The organism is Pedobacter sp. SYP-B3415, assembly GCF_004138205.1.
GTDB lineage: Bacteria > Bacteroidota > Bacteroidia > Sphingobacteriales > Sphingobacteriaceae > Pedobacter.
This window is the reverse complement of record NZ_RXNQ01000022.1, coordinates 227,533-245,144: the sequence shown is the minus strand read 5'-3', so window position 1 is coordinate 245,144 and position 17,612 is coordinate 227,533. Positions and strand designations below refer to the sequence as shown.

At 46.3% G+C, this 17,612-nt stretch carries 15 protein-coding genes; 13 read left to right on the top strand and 2 right to left on the bottom strand.

Going from position 1 to position 17,612, the window contains the following annotated elements:
• Positions 1–38 precede the first annotated feature (38 nt).
• Both EJV45_RS09725 and EJV45_RS09720 read right to left on the bottom strand, forming a co-directional pair.
• Positions 39–1,499 (bottom strand): MBOAT family protein, encoded by a 1,461-nt coding sequence (locus EJV45_RS09725; protein ID WP_129715481.1) that lies wholly within the window; start codon positions 1,497–1,499, stop codon positions 39–41.
• Between the two features lie 9 nt (positions 1,500–1,508).
• Complete coding sequence (locus EJV45_RS09720) at positions 1,509–1,754, bottom strand: acyl carrier protein (protein ID WP_129715480.1); 246 nt, start codon at positions 1,752–1,754, stop codon at positions 1,509–1,511.
• A gap of 941 nt (positions 1,755–2,695) precedes the next feature.
• On the opposite strand from EJV45_RS09720, the gene EJV45_RS09715 reads away from it, so the two are divergent.
• The 13 genes from EJV45_RS09715 to EJV45_RS09655 all read left to right on the top strand — a co-directional run bounded on the left by EJV45_RS09715 (position 2,696) and on the right by EJV45_RS09655 (position 17,611).
• Positions 2,696–3,307 carry a DUF4357 domain-containing protein gene (locus tag EJV45_RS09715; RefSeq protein WP_240755244.1) on the top strand — a complete coding sequence of 204 codons (612 nt, stop codon included), beginning with the start codon at positions 2,696–2,698 and terminating at the stop codon, positions 3,305–3,307.
• Between the two features lie 171 nt (positions 3,308–3,478).
• Complete coding sequence (locus tag EJV45_RS09710) at positions 3,479–4,597, top strand: DUF4932 domain-containing protein (protein ID WP_129715478.1); 1,119 nt, start codon at positions 3,479–3,481, stop codon at positions 4,595–4,597.
• A gap of 305 nt (positions 4,598–4,902) precedes the next feature.
• A complete protein-coding gene (locus EJV45_RS09705) occupies positions 4,903–5,106 on the top strand; it encodes a helix-turn-helix transcriptional regulator (RefSeq protein ID WP_129715477.1) in 204 nt (67 codons plus the stop codon).
• Positions 5,099–5,422 (top strand): HipA N-terminal domain-containing protein, encoded by a 324-nt coding sequence (locus tag EJV45_RS09700; RefSeq protein ID WP_129715476.1) that lies wholly within the window; start codon positions 5,099–5,101, stop codon positions 5,420–5,422. The genes EJV45_RS09705 and EJV45_RS09700 overlap by 8 nt, the downstream gene beginning before the upstream one ends.
• A 105-nt stretch (positions 5,423–5,527) precedes the next feature.
• On the top strand, positions 5,528–6,376 hold the full coding sequence (locus EJV45_RS09695) for a HipA domain-containing protein (RefSeq protein ID WP_240755243.1): 849 nt from the start codon (positions 5,528–5,530) through the stop codon (positions 6,374–6,376).
• A gap of 835 nt (positions 6,377–7,211) precedes the next feature.
• A complete protein-coding gene (locus EJV45_RS09690; RefSeq protein ID WP_129715474.1) occupies positions 7,212–10,202 on the top strand; it encodes a TonB-dependent receptor in 2,991 nt (996 codons plus the stop codon).
• Positions 10,203–10,232: 30 nt separating this feature from the next.
• Positions 10,233–11,930 (top strand): RagB/SusD family nutrient uptake outer membrane protein, encoded by a 1,698-nt coding sequence (locus tag EJV45_RS09685; RefSeq protein ID WP_240755242.1) that lies wholly within the window; start codon positions 10,233–10,235, stop codon positions 11,928–11,930.
• Between the two features lie 100 nt (positions 11,931–12,030).
• Complete coding sequence (locus tag EJV45_RS09680; protein ID WP_129715472.1) at positions 12,031–13,332, top strand: DUF5077 domain-containing protein; 1,302 nt, start codon at positions 12,031–12,033, stop codon at positions 13,330–13,332.
• Between the two features lie 882 nt (positions 13,333–14,214).
• Entirely contained in the window at positions 14,215–14,442 is a 228-nt protein-coding gene (locus tag EJV45_RS09675) for a hypothetical protein (protein WP_129715471.1), read from the top strand.
• A gap of 106 nt (positions 14,443–14,548) precedes the next feature.
• Positions 14,549–15,550, top strand: a complete 1,002-nt coding sequence (locus EJV45_RS09670) for a 2-hydroxyacid dehydrogenase (protein WP_129715470.1) — start codon at positions 14,549–14,551, stop codon at positions 15,548–15,550.
• An 81-nt stretch (positions 15,551–15,631) separates the two neighbouring features.
• On the top strand, positions 15,632–15,826 hold the full coding sequence (locus EJV45_RS09665) for a hypothetical protein (protein WP_129715469.1): 195 nt from the start codon (positions 15,632–15,634) through the stop codon (positions 15,824–15,826).
• A 133-nt stretch (positions 15,827–15,959) separates the two neighbouring features.
• Positions 15,960–16,646, top strand: coding sequence for an NUDIX domain-containing protein (locus tag EJV45_RS09660; RefSeq protein WP_129715468.1), 687 nt, complete (start codon positions 15,960–15,962; stop codon positions 16,644–16,646).
• A gap of 65 nt (positions 16,647–16,711) precedes the next feature.
• The gene (locus tag EJV45_RS09655; protein WP_129715467.1) at positions 16,712–17,611 is read left to right on the top strand and encodes an NUDIX domain-containing protein; all 900 of its coding nucleotides are present in this window, start codon (positions 16,712–16,714) and stop codon (positions 17,609–17,611) included.
• Position 17,612: the final 1 nt, after the last annotated feature.

The window sequence follows — 17,612 nt, the reverse complement described above, 5'->3', positions numbered from 1 at the left end:
CGTTATAAAGACAAGAAGTCTAATGAAAAGTTGGCCCATTAGAATTGAAAATATACAAACGAATAAACCTGGGGTGATGAAAAAAGCATGATGCAGAGACACATGGAAAAATAGGCAAACCAGCGCACTGGCACCTTCATTTGATTCAGGCACGCCAGTAAGTCGTAGCGGCGATCGATCTGATCAAGCAATAAGCCAATAAAGACAAAGAGAAAACAGAAAAAGATATTCAGCGAGGACATATTGCCGTCGAATATTGTCTTTCCGGCTGTAAGGTAGGCTGCCAGGTCATAAAAAACACCAGTCATGCGCTGAAGGATGTACACGGCCTCGGCCACTGAACCCACCCGAAAGAAAATCCAGGTGAAGTTTAAAAAACCGAATGTCAGCATAATGCCAACTGGTTTTCGCAGCAAACTCGGCAGCGCATTGAACAAGCGTTTTCTTTTTTTTCTGGTCAGGAACTCATAGCTGCATAACAATCCGTGCAGCATTCCGAAAATAACAAAGTTCCAGGTCGAACCATGCCAGATCCCGCTGACAAGGAACGTGATGAAAAGGCTGACGATTATTCCTGCCTTGTTTTTATTTCTGAGCGCAATCATCAAGGGCTGAAAGATGTAATCATTAAGCCAGGAACTTAAAGAGATGTGCCATCTTCGCCAGAACTCGGTTACACTCGTGCTGTTGAAAGGGTAGTCAAAGTTGCGCATCAGGTCAAAGCCCAGCATTCTTGCCACCCCCCGGGCCATATCTGAGTAGCCGGAGAAATCGAAATACAGCTGAAAGGAAAAAAGAACTACTGCAATAAAGATGGCCAATGAAGTCTGTTCCTGCAAATTGCCGTATATCGGGTTGGTAAAGGCAGCTAGGTTGTCGGCAACGACAATTTTTTTGAACAAGCCGTAAAGAAATAGCCGCAGGCCCATGGTAACAGGCTGGTAGTTGAACTTCTTTGCAACATCCAGCTGAGATCTGATGCGATGGTATCTTTCAATCGGTCCGGCCACTATTTGTGGAAAAAAACAGATGAAAAATGTATAGTGGGTCGGATTGTCATCGGCCTGATGGTTTCTTCTATACACATCAATGATGTATGCAAGGGCCTGTAAGGTATAGAAGGAAATTCCTACGGGCGCCGACAGGGATTTGAGCCCGGGCAGGATGCCTACAACTGTTTCGGCCAAAGGACCCTGGAGTTCGGCTGCTACGATATTGGCATATTTAAAGAAGGCCAGGGTAAGCACAAGGACAGCTACGCCCAGGCGCAGCCACATCTTTCTTGCGCGCTCTCGGGTGCTTGCCGCGATCTTTCTGGATACGAAAAAGCTTGCCGCTGTAATGCAAGCCACAATCAGCAAGTTGGCGGCGCCGAAAAAACTGCAGTAGATCAGCGAACAAAAAACCAAAAATGCCGACTGCCATTTTACCGGTATGGCATAAAAGACCAGGAACAGCGTCCCGAAAAATGCCAGAAAAAGGGGGGATGAAAAGAACATAGCATTGATCTAGTAACCGGATTTTTCAATGATGCGATCAACCAGATCGCCTACCTTTTTTAGTTCATGGATTTCCTTGGAAGAAAAACTAACTTGAAAATGCCGTTCAATGCTAACGATCAATTGGATGTTTGTAATGGAGTCCCATTCATCGACATCAGCGGCAGTGGTGTTTTCGTTGAGGAATATATGCGGTTCTTCCAATTCTCTCCTGAAAATTTCATTAAGCTGATTGTAGATTTCTGTGCGATTCATATTGTAGAGTGTGGAAGATTGTGTAATTGATTTCCGTTGGCTAATTTCTCCTGGGGTTTAAATTCCCCGATATATTCGGGGCCTCAGAAATGGATTTGCCTATTCGCTGACATATGGGTGCCGCCAGATAGGTTTTGGGTGACATATGATAAATTTTAGGTTCAAAAAGAAAGATCCTTTTCACGATAGTAAGTCAAATAGGAGGCCAGTCGTCCGGGCCATAGCCCCGGTTCGCCGTGGCAAAATAGGGATGAGGTTAAATCAGTGGGCGGAACAATTCTGGCGAATTATCTGGAATCATATGCGTAAAATAATCAATCGGGTTACGATTTGGTTAGCAAAGGATTATTCATGCACTATCATACTGACGCAAACTCGAAAGTACGGCAGTTGATCCCATTTACTCACTTCTCGTTCTTTCACACCATTAACTATCTTGGCTGGCCAGCGATGAAGTTATCTTCGAAAACTCTCGGCTGTATAGTTCAGTGAGAAAAACCAATGAGACGGCTTTGCGACACCAATAACATCTTCCAAGATTGGTTGGCTTAGCCTCGTAAGCGTAATCGCTATAAGTAAAAGATGGGGGCAATGAAATAATGCCTGTTTTTTTGTAAAATTGAGCGTTATTAGAGCCAACCTTTAAAATACTATAGACTGAATTGAAGACTTTCGGAAAAACAATTCGACTTTTCCTAGTAGACGGAAATACAAATGGATTAATAACCGCTGAGTTGAGCAATTGGACAGGCATAGGGCTAAAGGTCCCCAGAATCAGAGTTCGTGATTACATAGACCGGCCGGAGTTTCAGAAACCCGGGGTTTACATTCTCATTGGAAAAGGGCAGAATGATGAAGACGCCTCCTATATTGGCGAGGCGGAGGTAATCGGACCTCGGTTATTACAACAGATCCAGGATAAAGAGTTTTGGAATGAGGCCATGTTTTTCGGAAGCAAGGACCGGTATCTAAATAAAGCGAGTGTTAAGTATCTGGAAAATAGAGTACACGAATTGGCAGCGTCTGCGGCGCGGTATTCAATCAATCAAAATATACCGACAAAGCCGAAACTTTCAGAAGCAGAACAGGCAGAGCTGGAGGAATTCCTATCAAATATCAAGGTGCTTGCATCGGCCCTTGGGCACAAATTATTCGAAAACCTGGAAGAAACTGTTGAAGCCACTGAAATGAAGTCGCAGGACTTTTATTGCAAAAATGGGGCAGGAGCGGAAAGTGCAGGCAAGCCATCCACTGAAGGGTTTATCATATTTAAGGGGTCGAAACTTATGGTTACCGAGCAGGCATCATTGGCAGATAGTATCCGATTAGAACGACAAAAAATGCTTTCTGAAGAAATCCTAGTTAAGTCTGGAGAGTTTTACCAGCTAACTAAAGATTATATGTTCAGTTCTTCATCCCGAGCAGCTTCGGCAACGCTTGCAAGATCGGCGAGCGGCCCATTGGAATGGAAAACGTTGGCAGGCATACAACTCAAATATTTTGAAGAGGTTCCTACGGCTGTTCGGCAACGCAACAAAATCGAAACGAAATAAAATCAGACAAATGAGTTGAGAGTTGATAGTCGGCTTATTGGTATAAACTATAATTGTATTTCCTTGTGGGAAGCGAAATGCTATTGAATCATACCTTGCAATATTTCTCCCCGCAACCCCTATATTTGCCCCACAAACTTACTATTCATTAAACCTACGCTTTCCATTCCAGTGAGAAAATTTAGTGTCCTGCTCCTGCTGGCCATTGGCATAATGCCGGCTATTGCCCAGAAAAAAGTCAATTTTGATCAATCCTTCCAACAAAAAAACAACGGCAAATCGCGCGTTGAGATTGCACCGGTAAAAGAACTGCTGCACATCATGCTGGCGATCACCAAAACGGGGCTGGACAACGACGATATGGTGAACCAAAAAGGTACCTATTACCAGGACGTGCTCAAACATTTTAAGCCTTTTGATAACGAGCCGATCATCAAAACCTTCGATTCGTTGCTGAATGTTTCCCTGTATCATTATATTTTCATCACCGGCAACGCCATGACCCATGACTTCGCCGGCACGAAGTTGAAAGCAAATCCAAATTACCTTTTTCCGGCCCAGGCTGTAGCAAAACTGACGGTCACCACCAACCCGGTAGCGACCTACAAAGACCAGATCGCCGCGTTTGCCCGGAAATCGAACTTTCAGAAATTTTATAAGCAGCATCAGGCTTATTACAAACAGCTTATCACCGAATATCACGCGGGTGCAAACCTGGACCGGCAATGGAAATGGCTGGAACAAAATTTCAAGACGCGCATCAATAATTATCTGATCCTCTGCTCGCCGCTGATCAACGGACTTAACTACACGACCAAATTTGAGGACCAGGATTTTACGCAGATCCTAATGGTGCTGCCGCCGCTGGACAATGATCCTGCGCGCACGGCCCGGCAAAACGAATTGTTTAACACCCGGGTGATGTTCACCGAGATTGACCACAATTATGTGGGCGGGCCGTCGCAGACGTACAAGAAAGACATCGACAGTGCGTTCAAAGACCGGTTGGTCTGGGTGAACGACAAAACTGACGGTACCTATGCCTATCCGAATCCGCTTAAAGTATTTGATGAGTACATGACCTACGGGGTTTTTGTGTTGTATTGCAAAGATCAATATGACGCGGCTTCGTACCAGGAGGCCCGCAAAGATGTCATCACCCTGATGGCCGACCGTGGTTTTCCAAACATGGAACGGTTTGTAACCGCCCTGGAAAATGTCCGGGCAGCTGCACCGGATCAAAAGATTGATGATCTGTATCCAAGGTTGCTGGAGCTGCTGAAACAATAGGAGAGAGGCAGGAATCGCTGGTCAGCAGTCGACAAGGTGGCGCAGCAACTTACCAAAAATATAAGTTGCAAGATGACTTACACATCTGCTTAACATCATTCTTAAAGGCGCTGCAACCAGTTCTACGGGATGTAATGCAGGATTGATTTTGAGGAGCTCAACATATGTCAGGTATAATTAATGCTGGTTAGCATCTGGACAGTCTTAGTCCCGATCGGGTATAATAAACACTTATATGCACGTTTTTAACCCGATCGGGTATAATTAAACCGAAATTTCTTATATTGTACCCGAAAGGGTATAATATGTTGTCTGAATATTTAAAGAGAAAACGAAAATCGCTAAATCTGACGCAGGGAGACCTGGCAACAAAGGCTGGCGTGGGCCTAAGGGTTGTTCGCGAAATGGAACAGGGTAAACCGACACTGAGAATGGACAAGGTTAATCAGGTGCTGATGTTATTTGGAGCAGAACTGGGCGTCGTGCCAAAAGCAAAAAACGATGAATAAGAAAGGCTTAGTTTATTTTCAGGATAGTCTTGCAGGCGTGCTTATTGAAACCGATGAGGGTTATAAATTTACGTACCACCCAAATTACCTTCAAAACCCGCAAGCGAAGCCGGTAAGTTTAACGTTACCTTTATCGCCAGGAGACTATGAAAGTAAAGTGTTGTTTCCTTTTTTCGACGGACTGATACCTGAAGGGTGGTTGCTGGACCTTGCAACTACGCACTGGAAGGTCAAAAGTAATGATAGGTTTGAATTATTGTTGTTAACATGCAGGGATTCAATCGGCGCTGTAACGGTTGTTCCCGAGATTGATTAGACCATGGCAAATTGTTGGTTTTGTTATCATGATGCGGGTACGTCGGCTTATCATCAAAAATGTTCCAGGCGATTTTTCGGAACAGATAGCGTACCCGAGTTGGAATTGAATGATAAGCTTTTAAAAAAGCTGGCGGCGCAGACTATCAATGAAAGAATCACGGTGACCGGAGTTCAGCCCAAGCTCTCTGTTACCCTTGAGAAAACAAAGGGCCAGAACCGGCTGACTATAGTTAGACTTTGGGGCGAATACATTCTTAAGCCGCAACACCCCGATTTTCCTGAAATGCCGCAAGCAGAAGACCTGACAATGCATCTTGCAAGCGTGTTTAAAATGCCGACTTGTGACCATGCTTTGCTTAAAGTATCAGACGGCAGCCTGATCTACCTGGCACGCAGATTTGACAGGGTAAAGGGTCATAAAATTCATATGGAAGATTTTTGCCAGCTTTCTGAATTTTTAACGGAAAACAAATACAAGGGCTCTTACGAAAAAATTGGGAAGTTGATTCTGAGATATTGTAGTCAAACCGGTTTTGATGCACTGACTTATTTCGAACTGGTTTTATTCTCCTTCTTGACCGGTAACAATGATATGCACCTTAAAAACTTCTCTGTTTTGTATAATGACGATGGAATCAGCTTGAGCCCGGCCTATGACTTGCTCAATGTAAATCTTATTAACCCTCATGATGATGAGGAGCTGGCTCTGACATTAAATGGAAAAAAAAAGAAAATCAGCTTATCCGATTTTGACGCCCTCGCAAGAAGCATGAATATTCCAGGAACCGCCGTTCGCAATACCTATAGAAAGTTTTCCTCAGGGAACAAAAAAGTTGCTGAGATCATTGAAGCATCGTTTTTAAGTCCGGAAAGCAAGCATCGGTATTTCGAAATCTGGAACAAAAAACAAAAATTGTTTGAAGCAAACACACCGAAGAAACCAGGCCAATAATTTTTTGAACTTATTATTCGTAATTGAAATCTCGATTGATAAAATTGAAACAGATCTTTTAACAGGCTTCCTGTTCGTTTGCCTGACTATATCATATTCTTGCGTGTGGCTTTTGGATCTTTCCATGGCTACCATGACCGTTACAGTTATCAGACTAAGTAAATCTTAAGCCTAAAAACACGATTCCCCCAATTTATCAGGCATTAGCTGCGCAAACGATTGCACGCTAACAGAAAAACTTATTTATCTGGTCTGTTCCCTGCTAAAATCAAATGCAAGGCATACCCAACCGTTACCCGATACAGTAACAACATCTGCAGGCCGCTGTCTTAGATGCATTCTGCGGCTGAACTTCCGGTCAATCACCGATTTTCATGTTAAAGCTCAAACGATCTTCCATGTTAACGCATACTAACTAAAGCCCGGCTTGCCTGAAATAGCCGGACGACGTATCCGCATCAGCCTATACTCAATCGTTTGCGTTTGATTGAGCGCGGCCTGTTCGTTTTTCTTATCATAAATTCGGTTCCGTAGTCTTTGCCGACACCGCTGATCATCCTTCCGGCAACAGACGAAGTTAATCTTCCCTACCAGCCAGTTTTTTACCGACGTAACAATACACTGCGAACCAGACTAACACCAAACAAAACGTATATGAACCAAAAACTTCAGCCAAATGACAAAGACTGACCGGAACAAAACCGTATCTCTGCGGATGCACAGACTCCAGCTGTGCTGCAGATATATATTTGCATTTTCACCCCTGCTGCTCACGTCGACAATAGTCCGGGCAAATGTAATAGAGGGTGAAAGCCGCCTTATAAAGCCAGCGGGCATGATGACCAAACCTGGCGCAGCGATCCTAATCACTTATAAAACAGATGCCGTACGCGATCGCATTACCGGTATCGTCAAAGATGCCTCCGGAACTCCCATACCCGGCGCAAGCATCACCGTTAAAGGGACGAAACGTGTTACCTCGACCGACAATGCTGGCAATTTCACCATCGAGGCCGCGAAAGGTGATGTTTTGGTGATCAGCTCGATCGGTTATACTTCCCAGGAGGTAACGGTGAGCGGCGATTCGATCGGAAACATTACGCTGAACGAAGCCGCAGAAAGCCTGGGCGAACTGGTCGTGGTTGGCTACAGCGTTCAAAGGAAAGAGAGTCTTACCGGTGCGCTGAGTACAATCCAGGGAGAGAAACTTAAGAACGTGACCTCACCAAACGTACAAAACCTGCTGGCTGGCAAGGCGCCGGGTTTGTTTGTTGCGCCGGGATCGGGCAAACCCGGTACCGCCGGATCGGTCATTATCCGCGGGCAGGCCACCCTGAACGGAACAACCAGTCCGCTGTGGGTGCTTGATGGTGTAATTGTGGGGTCAAGCCCCGGCGAGCTGAACCCGGAAGACATCGAATCGATGACGGTATTGAAAGATGCCGCCTCTACGGCCATCTACGGTTCGCAAGGTGCCAACGGGGTTATCGTGGTCACTACCAAACGTGCAAAGTCTGGCCAGATGGGTGTAGATATTTCGACAAGGAATGGCTTTACGCAGCTAACGAATGGCAATCTGCAAATGATGAACGGAACTGAATTGTATGATTATTTCGCATCGTTCGCCAATGCCAATACCATCAGCTTTCCGCGCTGGAAACCAGACCTGCGGGATAGCAATTTTGACTGGTGGGACCTCGCCACCCGCACAGGCTTCAATCAAAACCACAACATTACGCTGCAGGGCGGGTCTGAAAAACTTCAGTCTCTCCTGTCGGTAGGTTATTATGATGAGTCTGGCGCCATCAGGGGATACGACTACGAACGCTACAACTTCAGACTTAACAGCACCTACAAGCCTTTTCAATGGCTAACCGTGAAACCTGCATTGGTTGGCTCGCGCAGAAGCGTAGCCGACAGGCAGTATTCCGTAACCTCTATTTATTCAAATTTACCCTGGGACAGTCCGTATGATGCCAACGGTAACCTGGTGCCTCACCGTTCCAGTCTTTGGGTAAACACGGCCAGCACCAACTACCTGTATGATCTGCAGTGGAACAAGGGCTCGAATGTGAATTATGAAATGATGGGCAACCTGGATTTTGATATCCAAATAACCAAAAAACTGACTTTTGCTTCTGTAAACAACTATCGTTATAACAACTATGCGGCAGCCGGTTATACAGACCCCCGGTCTAACGGAGGTTTAAGCGTAAACGGCCGTGTTACCGATTACCGGTCTGAATATACCCGCCGCTATACAAACCAGTTACTGCGTTACAGCAACAATTGGGGCAAACACAACCTGAATGCATTAGGAGGATATGAGTTCAACGATTTCAGAAGTAAAACGCTCGACGTTTACGGAACAGGTATTGTTCCCGGTTTCGAAGTACTGGATGTAACTGCCAAACCCGAACGCACCAGGGGTGGCATCAGCGAATGGGCGGTTCAGTCCTTCTTATTTAACTCAAGTTACGACTTTGATGGCAGGTACCTCGCTCAGGTTTCATTGCGCAGGGATGGTGCCTCAAACTTTGGTAAAAAGTATGGGAATTTCTTTTCCGTAAGCGCCGGATGGAACATCAGCAGGGAAGACTGGTTCAAGATCAGTCAGATCAACAATTTAAAAATCCGCGCTGCTTATGGTTCTGTAGGAAACAGGCCGGCAAGTTTGTATCCGCAGTATAACCTATACGCAGTTAACCCTGCAGCAGGGTACAATGGCATTCCGGGACTGCTGATCAGCCAGCTGGGCAATCCGAACCTGACATGGGAGCAGACTTATACCACCGGTGTGGGCATGGACCTGACGGCATTTAACAACAGGTTGAGGTTAAATGTTGACTATTACGACAAAAGCACCGACAACATCCTGTACAATGTGCCGATCAGCGGCTTAACCGGGATCACGAGCATTTCTCAAAACATTGGCAAAATGAGTAACAAGGGCTTTGAACTGGCACTTGGCGGAGATATCATTAAAACGCGTGATCTGGTCTGGAGCCTGGACATAAACCTTGGCCATAACCGGAACAAACTAACCGATATCTACAAAACCAGAAATCCGGACGGAAGTTATACCGCTAAACCGCTGATTGTTGGCGACGGACTTGGCATAGCCGGATCGGCCAACAGGGTTTTCCAGATCGGTCTGCCAGTAGATACCTATTATATGAAAGAATGGGCAGGGGTAAATCCCGCCGATGGCAAGCCGACCTGGTACGTTGTAACAAGAGACGCCAGCGGCAACGAGACAGCCCGTACCACAACATCAGATTACTCAAAAGCAACAGATGAAAGAGTAGGCAAAGCCAATCCGGACGTCTTCGGCGGTATTACCACCTTTCTGCAATACAAAAATTTTGACCTGAATGCTGTATTCGGCTACTCAATCGGGGGCAGGGTGTACAACTACTCGCGCCAGGAGTATGATGCAGACGGTACATACACCGACAGAAACCAGATGCGGTTGATGGATGACTGGGTAAGATGGCAAAAACCTGGCGACATTGCTACCCACCCGGTTGCCAGGTACAACAACCAGGACAAGGGGAACCTGGTATCGTCCCGTTATATAGAAAGCAATGACTTTTTCAGAATGCGTTCGCTGGCACTTGGCTACAGTTTCAAGCTGGAAAAATTTAAGGCCAAAAGCTTCAGGGCTTTTATTTCGGGAGAAAACCTCTTTGTGCTCACCAAATACTCAGGTGTAGATCCGGAGATACCTGTGAGCGAAGACAGCGGCAGCGTGCTTTTCTCTACAGGTCCGTCGGTTTACCCGATGACCCGGAAGTTTATGTTTGGTGTTAACGTTTCATTTTAATTTTTGAGAAGGATGAAAAAAATAATGATCATGCTATTTGCCATCATAGCACTGGCATCATGCGAAATAGACAGGGAACCCTTTGGCTCCCTTGAATCTGACAGAATAAACAGTAATCCGGAAGAGTCGATCGACGCGCTGCTGAACGGAACGTACGCGCAGCTCAAAGCATGGTCTGACCCCATGCACCGGCTGGGAGAATATGCTGGAGATAACATCATGATCAGGGGTTCTTCTACTGATGCCTTTTACGAGTTTATCTCCTTTGCGCGTACACCAAACAATGGCAGGCTGTCTACCTTTTGGGATAGCGGTTATAAGGCAGTTGCCCAGGCATCCAATATCATCAAGATGATTCCGCAGGGTAAGAGCGCAGCCCTTGACAGTAAGCTGGGCGAATGTTTCTTTATCCGGGGCATGATGTACTTTTATCTCGTTCGTGCTTTCGGTCGCCCGTATTACCAGAGTCCTGAGACAAATCTGGGCGTACCGATCGTTAACGGCACCCCCGACAATGTGATTGACCTCAACCTGCCGGACCGGGCAACCGTCAAAGCCACCTATGAGCAGGCCATCTCAGACCTGAAAAAGGCTGAGGAATTGATATCGGTGAACAGGGGACCTATTTTTGCATCGAAAGAAGCCGCCCAGGCCTTGCTTTCGAGGGTGTACCTCTACATGAGCGGAACCTATGAAAACCCAAATGCGACGTATGCACAGTTAGCGGTAGATTACGCCACGAAGGTAGTCAGTGGTTCAGGCAGGTATAGTTTGCTGCCCCGCGCAGATTTTATGAAATACAATACCTTTATTCCTGAAAACAACAGGGAAACCATTTTCGCCATCAAACGGGTCGCCTCAGAGTTTTCGGGCTCTGACCACTACTACGGCATTGGTGGAATGTATGCCAACATAGGCGGCCAGGGCTGGGGGGAAATGTATGCCAGCGCCAAGTACATAAGCCTGCTTAACGAAACCGGCAGAAACGACTGGCGGCCGGAAAAATACAGGATTGTAGACGCAAGGGCTGCATTTATTGAGCCCACTTATTCCAAAAATGCGGCTGGCGCCTATACCGAGGTGTTCAGGTTTATTAAAGATGATGCAGGCAACACCCTGAATTACGTTCAGGCACCCATTAAAAGAAATGGAGCCACCATTACCTGCACGGAAGGTGCCGATACCTACACACTGACGCCGGTTGATGCAGGTCAGGAAATCTATTCCATCACTTACAAAAACGGAAAAACGTACACCGGCGTTATCGACTACCTGATTACGCTTAACCGTGTCTATCCGCAGTTTTATATTGTTAAAGCTTCGCGTGAAGGTGAGGATTCGCAGCTTCATTCGCCGGTAATAAGCAGGTTAGGGGAAGTCTACCTGAACAGGGCCGAAGCCTATGCCAAGTTGCAGAACTATGGACTGGCGCTGGAAGATCTGAATAAAATCCGCACACGCTCTATCGTGAACGGGGCCTATACTGTTCCGCTGACTGCGGCTACTGCCGGAAACCTGATCGATAAGGAAAGGCAACTCGAACTGGCATTTCAGGCAGAGCGCAGCTTTGATGTGTTCAGGAACGGTAAACCTTTAACACGGCTTTATCCCGGCCCGCAAAACCAGACAGCAGACGTTGCGGCCACAGATTTCAGGGTGGTGTACTACATCCCGCAGAGCGCGATTAATTCATATCCGGGCAAACTGACTCAAAACCCTACCAACTAGATTTTAAAGGTGTTCTTTGCAGGAACACCTTTTTTTATCAGAAGGTGCCAATGCTACCTGGCTGAAGGCGAATAGATTACCGCCAATGAAAATTACGAAGATGAAACGACATACTGCATTCCTGAGATACCTGATCCTGCTGATCGTATTGCTTGCCTGCAAGAACGATACGCCGCTGCAGGCGGCTGAACCCCTGCCTGTGCCTGATAGCCTTATTGCTGTAATCGGCCCGGGGGCAAATTCGTTAAATGTTGGCCTGGGCGGAAATGCCTATACTTCCGGCACAGGCGCACGGATCGATAATACGGGGTTGCACAACTGGACTTCTGTCAGCACCGTTACCAGTGTCTGGTTCAGACTTAGCCAGCCAGGAAGTCTCACCGTCGCCCTGAAGGGGAGTGTGCCATCAGGAAGCAGCAATATTAAAGTGAGCATTAACGGGACAGTTTTCAAGACAACCATTCGTAGTGCCAATGTTACCACGACCAATATTGGTACTGTCAATATAAAAAAGCCCGGTTATGTGCGTGTTGATATTCAGGGTCTAAGCAAAACCGGAGCGTATTTTGGCGATCTGTCTGACCTGGTGATCAGCGGGCCTGCGGCAGCTTCGGGTGTGCATTATGCGAATGATGTAGCAAACTATTACTGGTCCAGAAGAGGGCCATCGTGTCATCTTAAGTACCATGTTCCGGCAAACACCCAATGGTTCTACAGCGAGCTGAATGTACCCCCGGGCCAGGATAAGGTCGGTTCGTATTTCATGGCCAATGGTTTTACCGGCGGTTACTTCGGTATGCAGGTTAACTCTGCAACCGAACGGAGAATTCTTTTTTCGGTCTGGGATCCTGAGAATGGCGCTACCAGCCTGGTCAGGAAAGGTACAGACGTAACCAGCAATGGTTTCGGCGGGGAGGGTACCGGTGGCCAGTCATACCTGGTTTACAACTGGGCAGCAGGTGCCACCCATAAATTTTTGCTAAAGGCGGAGCCGTCTGCGTCAGGAACAAATTATACCGCATGGTTTTGCGCTGGGGGGAGCAGCATCTGGAAACTGGTTGCAGAATGGAAGCGGCCAAACATCAATTCTTACCTGACGGGGATGTATTCCTTTATTGAGAACTTTTATCCGGAACAGGGTTATCTCCAGCGAAGCTGCAATTATGGCAACCAATGGTACAAAACAACATTGGGAAACTGGACAGAGGTTAGCGAGGCCAGCTTTAGTTATGATGCTACCGCATCGGCTAAACAGCGTATGGATTTCCAGGGCGGTGTGAACGGCAATAGCTTTTATTTAAAGAATGGTGGATTTTTTGACGATTATACCAGCAGCGGGACTTCGTTTACAAGAACGGCCACAGGGGCGGCCCCAGCGGTTAATCTGGATAGGCTTCCGTAGAAAGGCGAGCCGACGCTGTTCATGATTGTGGTCTCACTGTTGTCCGGTAAAAATTGGCTGAATGAAATAGGATCCTTCTAACCAGTCTCGAAACAGTATTTGCCTGAGTCTTCTGAATCAAGCCCTCCTGTACTCTATGTCTGCGGGTTTTACGTACATGCGGCGGTTCTGATGACGGTTTTGCCTGATTACTTCCACTGATAGGTGCGAACCGGCCTTGTATCTTCTCACCGCAGAAAAGTATTAAAAGTCTTGCACTGTTTTAAAGAGGTCGGGAGGAACCAAGGAGGGGAACCAGCCCGGAACGGAATGGCGCATGGGTAATCCGGGCCTTTTCCCGCCGCCGTCAGACTTTTGATGCTTTTATGCAAGAAGAGATACACGCCGGAGCGTTTGTTCGTGTCTTGTATGTGGTTTTTAATGGTACGAACGCTTTCGGCTCTGCCTCAGGTTGCTTCTTTTTCGCCAAAAAGAAGGAGCCCCCGCGGCGGTGAGCGGTTCGATACCATAGCCTCACATCTATTGGAAACCAAAGAACTATACGCTTTCGTCAAACTTTCCCCGAACAACAATGATTGTGGTCTGATTGCTGTCCAGGGGGAAATTCTCAGAAAACAACAAAATCCTTCTGAACAGTTTCAAAGCAATATTTTGCCTTAGTTTTATGTACCGACGGTGGTTTTGATGAAGGTTTTGCGCCTCAGCAGGCAGAACATCAACATCAATTATAAACATGATTCCGCTCAGATTTTTTAAGCCACAAAGCGGCTAACTTTATACAAGTTAAACGCCTGCAATGAATACATTACAATTCTCTTTCAAACATCCGGTAAAGGGTAAACTGAGGTTTAGTCCGCTGTCTGAAAATATGAACGCCTGTATATGCCGGGATTTGATACCGGTGCCGGTGCCAATCTTAATGTGTCGCTGAAGGGACTTGAACCGGGTAGCTGGAAACTGACGCTTGATTGGCAACATGCAGACTGCAATTATCAGGATGTACACGTTTTTGAGATTCAGCCATCGCCGGGGGAACTGTACAAAACAAGCAAATATGCGGCCGCAAGTCTTTTTCATACCCGGCATTCACTGTATACAAGGAAGTGTTGATTTTTCACTGCATGCCCATTGCTGTACCGGCGATGGGATCCGCCGCAGGCGAGTCAAAATTTTTTATATCATTGCAAATCCGGGAATAACTTCCCGAGCCACTTTTATGAGCAAAATCTTATTTTTCTCTGCCAAGCCTTACGATAAGAGTTTTTTTACCGGGCATAACGAAACCCATGGCTTTGAGCTGGAATTCCTTGAAACCCACCTTGGCCCGCATATCGTAAATGCTGTAGAACAAGGAACCTTCGCGGTTTGCGTCTTTGTGAACGATAAACTTACAGCAGACGTGATCTCTGTTCTTGCCGCAAGGGGCGTGAAAGTTATCGCACTGCGTTGCGCCGGTTTTAATAATGTTGATCTTGACGCTGCCAAAGCGCTTGGTATACGCGTATGCCGGGTGCCTGCCTACTCGCCAGAAGCTGTAGCCGAACATGCCGTTGCCATGCTGCTTACCCTGAACCGCAAGACCCACAAAGCCTATAACCGGGTGCGGGAACAGAACTTTTCACTCAACGGACTGCTGGGTTTCAACCTGCATGGCCGGACTATTGGCGTAATCGGTACAGGGAAGATCGGGAAGGCCTTTTGCCGGATCATGCTTGGCTTTGGCTGCAATATTCTGGCCTATGATCTTTTTGAAGATGAAGAATTGCAGACACGGGGCGTTCATTATACCTCGTTCGAAAACGTGCTGAAAGGGGCAGATGTGCTTTCGCTGCACTGTCCGCTTACGCCAGAGAATGCGTACCTGATTAACAAACAAACGCTGGCGCTGATGAAACCAGGCAGCACGATCATAAACACCAGCCGCGGTGGCCTGATCTGCACCGTCGACATCATCGAAGCTTTGAAAAACCAGCACATCGCCTACCTCGGTATTGATGTTTATGAACAGGAAGAAAGGTTGTTTTTTAAGGATCTTTCGGGAAGTATCATTGAGGATGACGCGATCCAACGCCTGATGAGTTTCCCGAATGTGCTGGTAACCGGTCACCAGGCTTTTTTCACTGATGAGGCCTTATCGCAGATTGCGCAGATTACTTTAGAATCGGTAAGTAAGCTGGAACGCGGGGAGGAGCCTTCGGCGATGGTGATGCTGAGCTAAGGTGCGCAGGAAAAAGTGTCTTTGGGGCTGATAGAATTTTTTAACCCTCGTGGCTTTATTGTACGAAAGCGTGTTAACTGTATGGATGTAGAAATGGTGGCATTAGGCGTCTGCGCATTATCATCAGGTGTACTTATAATGCGAAAGCATAAATTTTGGAGGTATAATACCTGGCAACTACAATTTATTGACGGGTTTAATCGGTTTTTATTAGCTGCATTACTGGCTGGTATTGGTATCGCTGCAATTGTTGTTGAAGTCAAAAAATTAATTTGATAACAAATAGCTACAAACCAGACCGCCCCGGTTCGTAGGAAACATAACAGGGAAGAAGTCGATTGGCAAGCCATCACTAAAAAAAAATTAGGCGGGAACATAAGCTGCACAAGCAGATAAGTACCTTTACATCATGTCTAACAGTCAGCACATCAGAGTAGCGGTAGATGCCGTAGTATTTGGCTACACGTCTAAGGAGGGGCTTTCCGTCCTCCTAATTAAACGCAAGATCGAACCTTTTTTAGGTGCATGGGCGCTGCCGGGCGGTCTGGTAGGCAATGAAGAATCACTGGAACATGCCGTTGAGAGGGAACTAAAAGAAGAAACAGGAATCACTATTAATTACCTGGAGCAACTGTATAGTTTCGGACAGCCCGGACGCGATCCGCGCAACCGGGTAATTTCAATTACGTATTATGGCCTTGTCAAACCCGAGGCTTTTGATCTCCGGGCAAGTACTGATGCCAGTGACGTAGCCTGGTTCAATATCAAAAAGTTACCTACCCTTGCTTTCGATCACGCGCAGATCGTTAACACTGCACATAGCCGGCTCAAAGGAAAAATTGTTTATGAACCTCTGGGCTTTGAGCTGCTTGAGGAAAAATTCCCTTTCTCTGAACTCGAAAAGCTGTATATGGCTGTTTTGGACCGTCCAATTGATCGCCGAAATTTCAAAAAAAAAATAAGCAAATTCGGTTTTCTTGAAGAAACAACTGAGAAACAGGAGTTAGGAGGCGCCGGCCGGCCGGGAAATCTGTTTCGATTCAACGAGGCTAAATATTTCGAATCCAAAAAGAACGGCATCAACTTCGAAATTTAAAAGTGAAAAAATAATTTGCGTATTAAATACGCTTATATATATTTGCGTATAATTAACGCAAATATATGACGACAGCCGTAATTGTAGCCCGGTTTCAGACTCCCCACCTGCACGAAGGACACCGTAGATTACTTCAGGAAGTTACTAGCAGACATAGTAAACTAGTAATCGTACTTGGTATTGGTCCGTTGAAAGGAAGCATGAGAAATCCTTATGATTATTATACGCGGGAAAAAATGATCAAAAAAGATTTCGCTGAGGCCGTCATTCTACCGCTTAATGATTATCCATGCGACAGGGAGTGGTCTCAAAACCTGGACAATTTGCTCAAGGGCGTATTTCCAAATGAAGTCTTTTGTCTTTACGGCAGCCGCGATAGTTTTATCCCTTATTATTGTGGCCGGTTTCAGACAGTGGAGTTGCCGGAACACGGCGGTTTCAGTGCCACAGAGCTTCGCAAGCAATATGCTGATAAGGTCTTTGATTCGAATGACTTCCGGGCTGGGATTCTGTATGCATACTATAACCAATACAATAAGGTATTCCCTACGGTAGACATTGCCGTTTTCAGGCATGAAAGGACCGAAATTCTACTCGGAAAAAAAACTGTCAGTAGTAAGTGGCGGCTTATAGGTGGATTCGCCGATCCTGAAGACCAAAGTTATGAACATGCAGCCAGGAGGGAATTGACCGAAGAGTGTGGCGCGATAGAAACAGGTGAGATGATTTATGAGACGTCGGCCAGAATAGACGACTGGCGTTATCGGAACGAAACTGACAAAATAATCAGCTTATTATTTAGTTGCGAGTACCTGACTGGCATGTATTCGGCTCAGGACGACCTTCTGGAACTGCAATGGTTCAAACTGAATGATCTTCCAAAAATGATGACAGCGGGTGAAACGACCGCTGAACATGCTCAGCTTCTTACGTTTCTGATCAAAAAGTACCTAAAAAACAAATAAC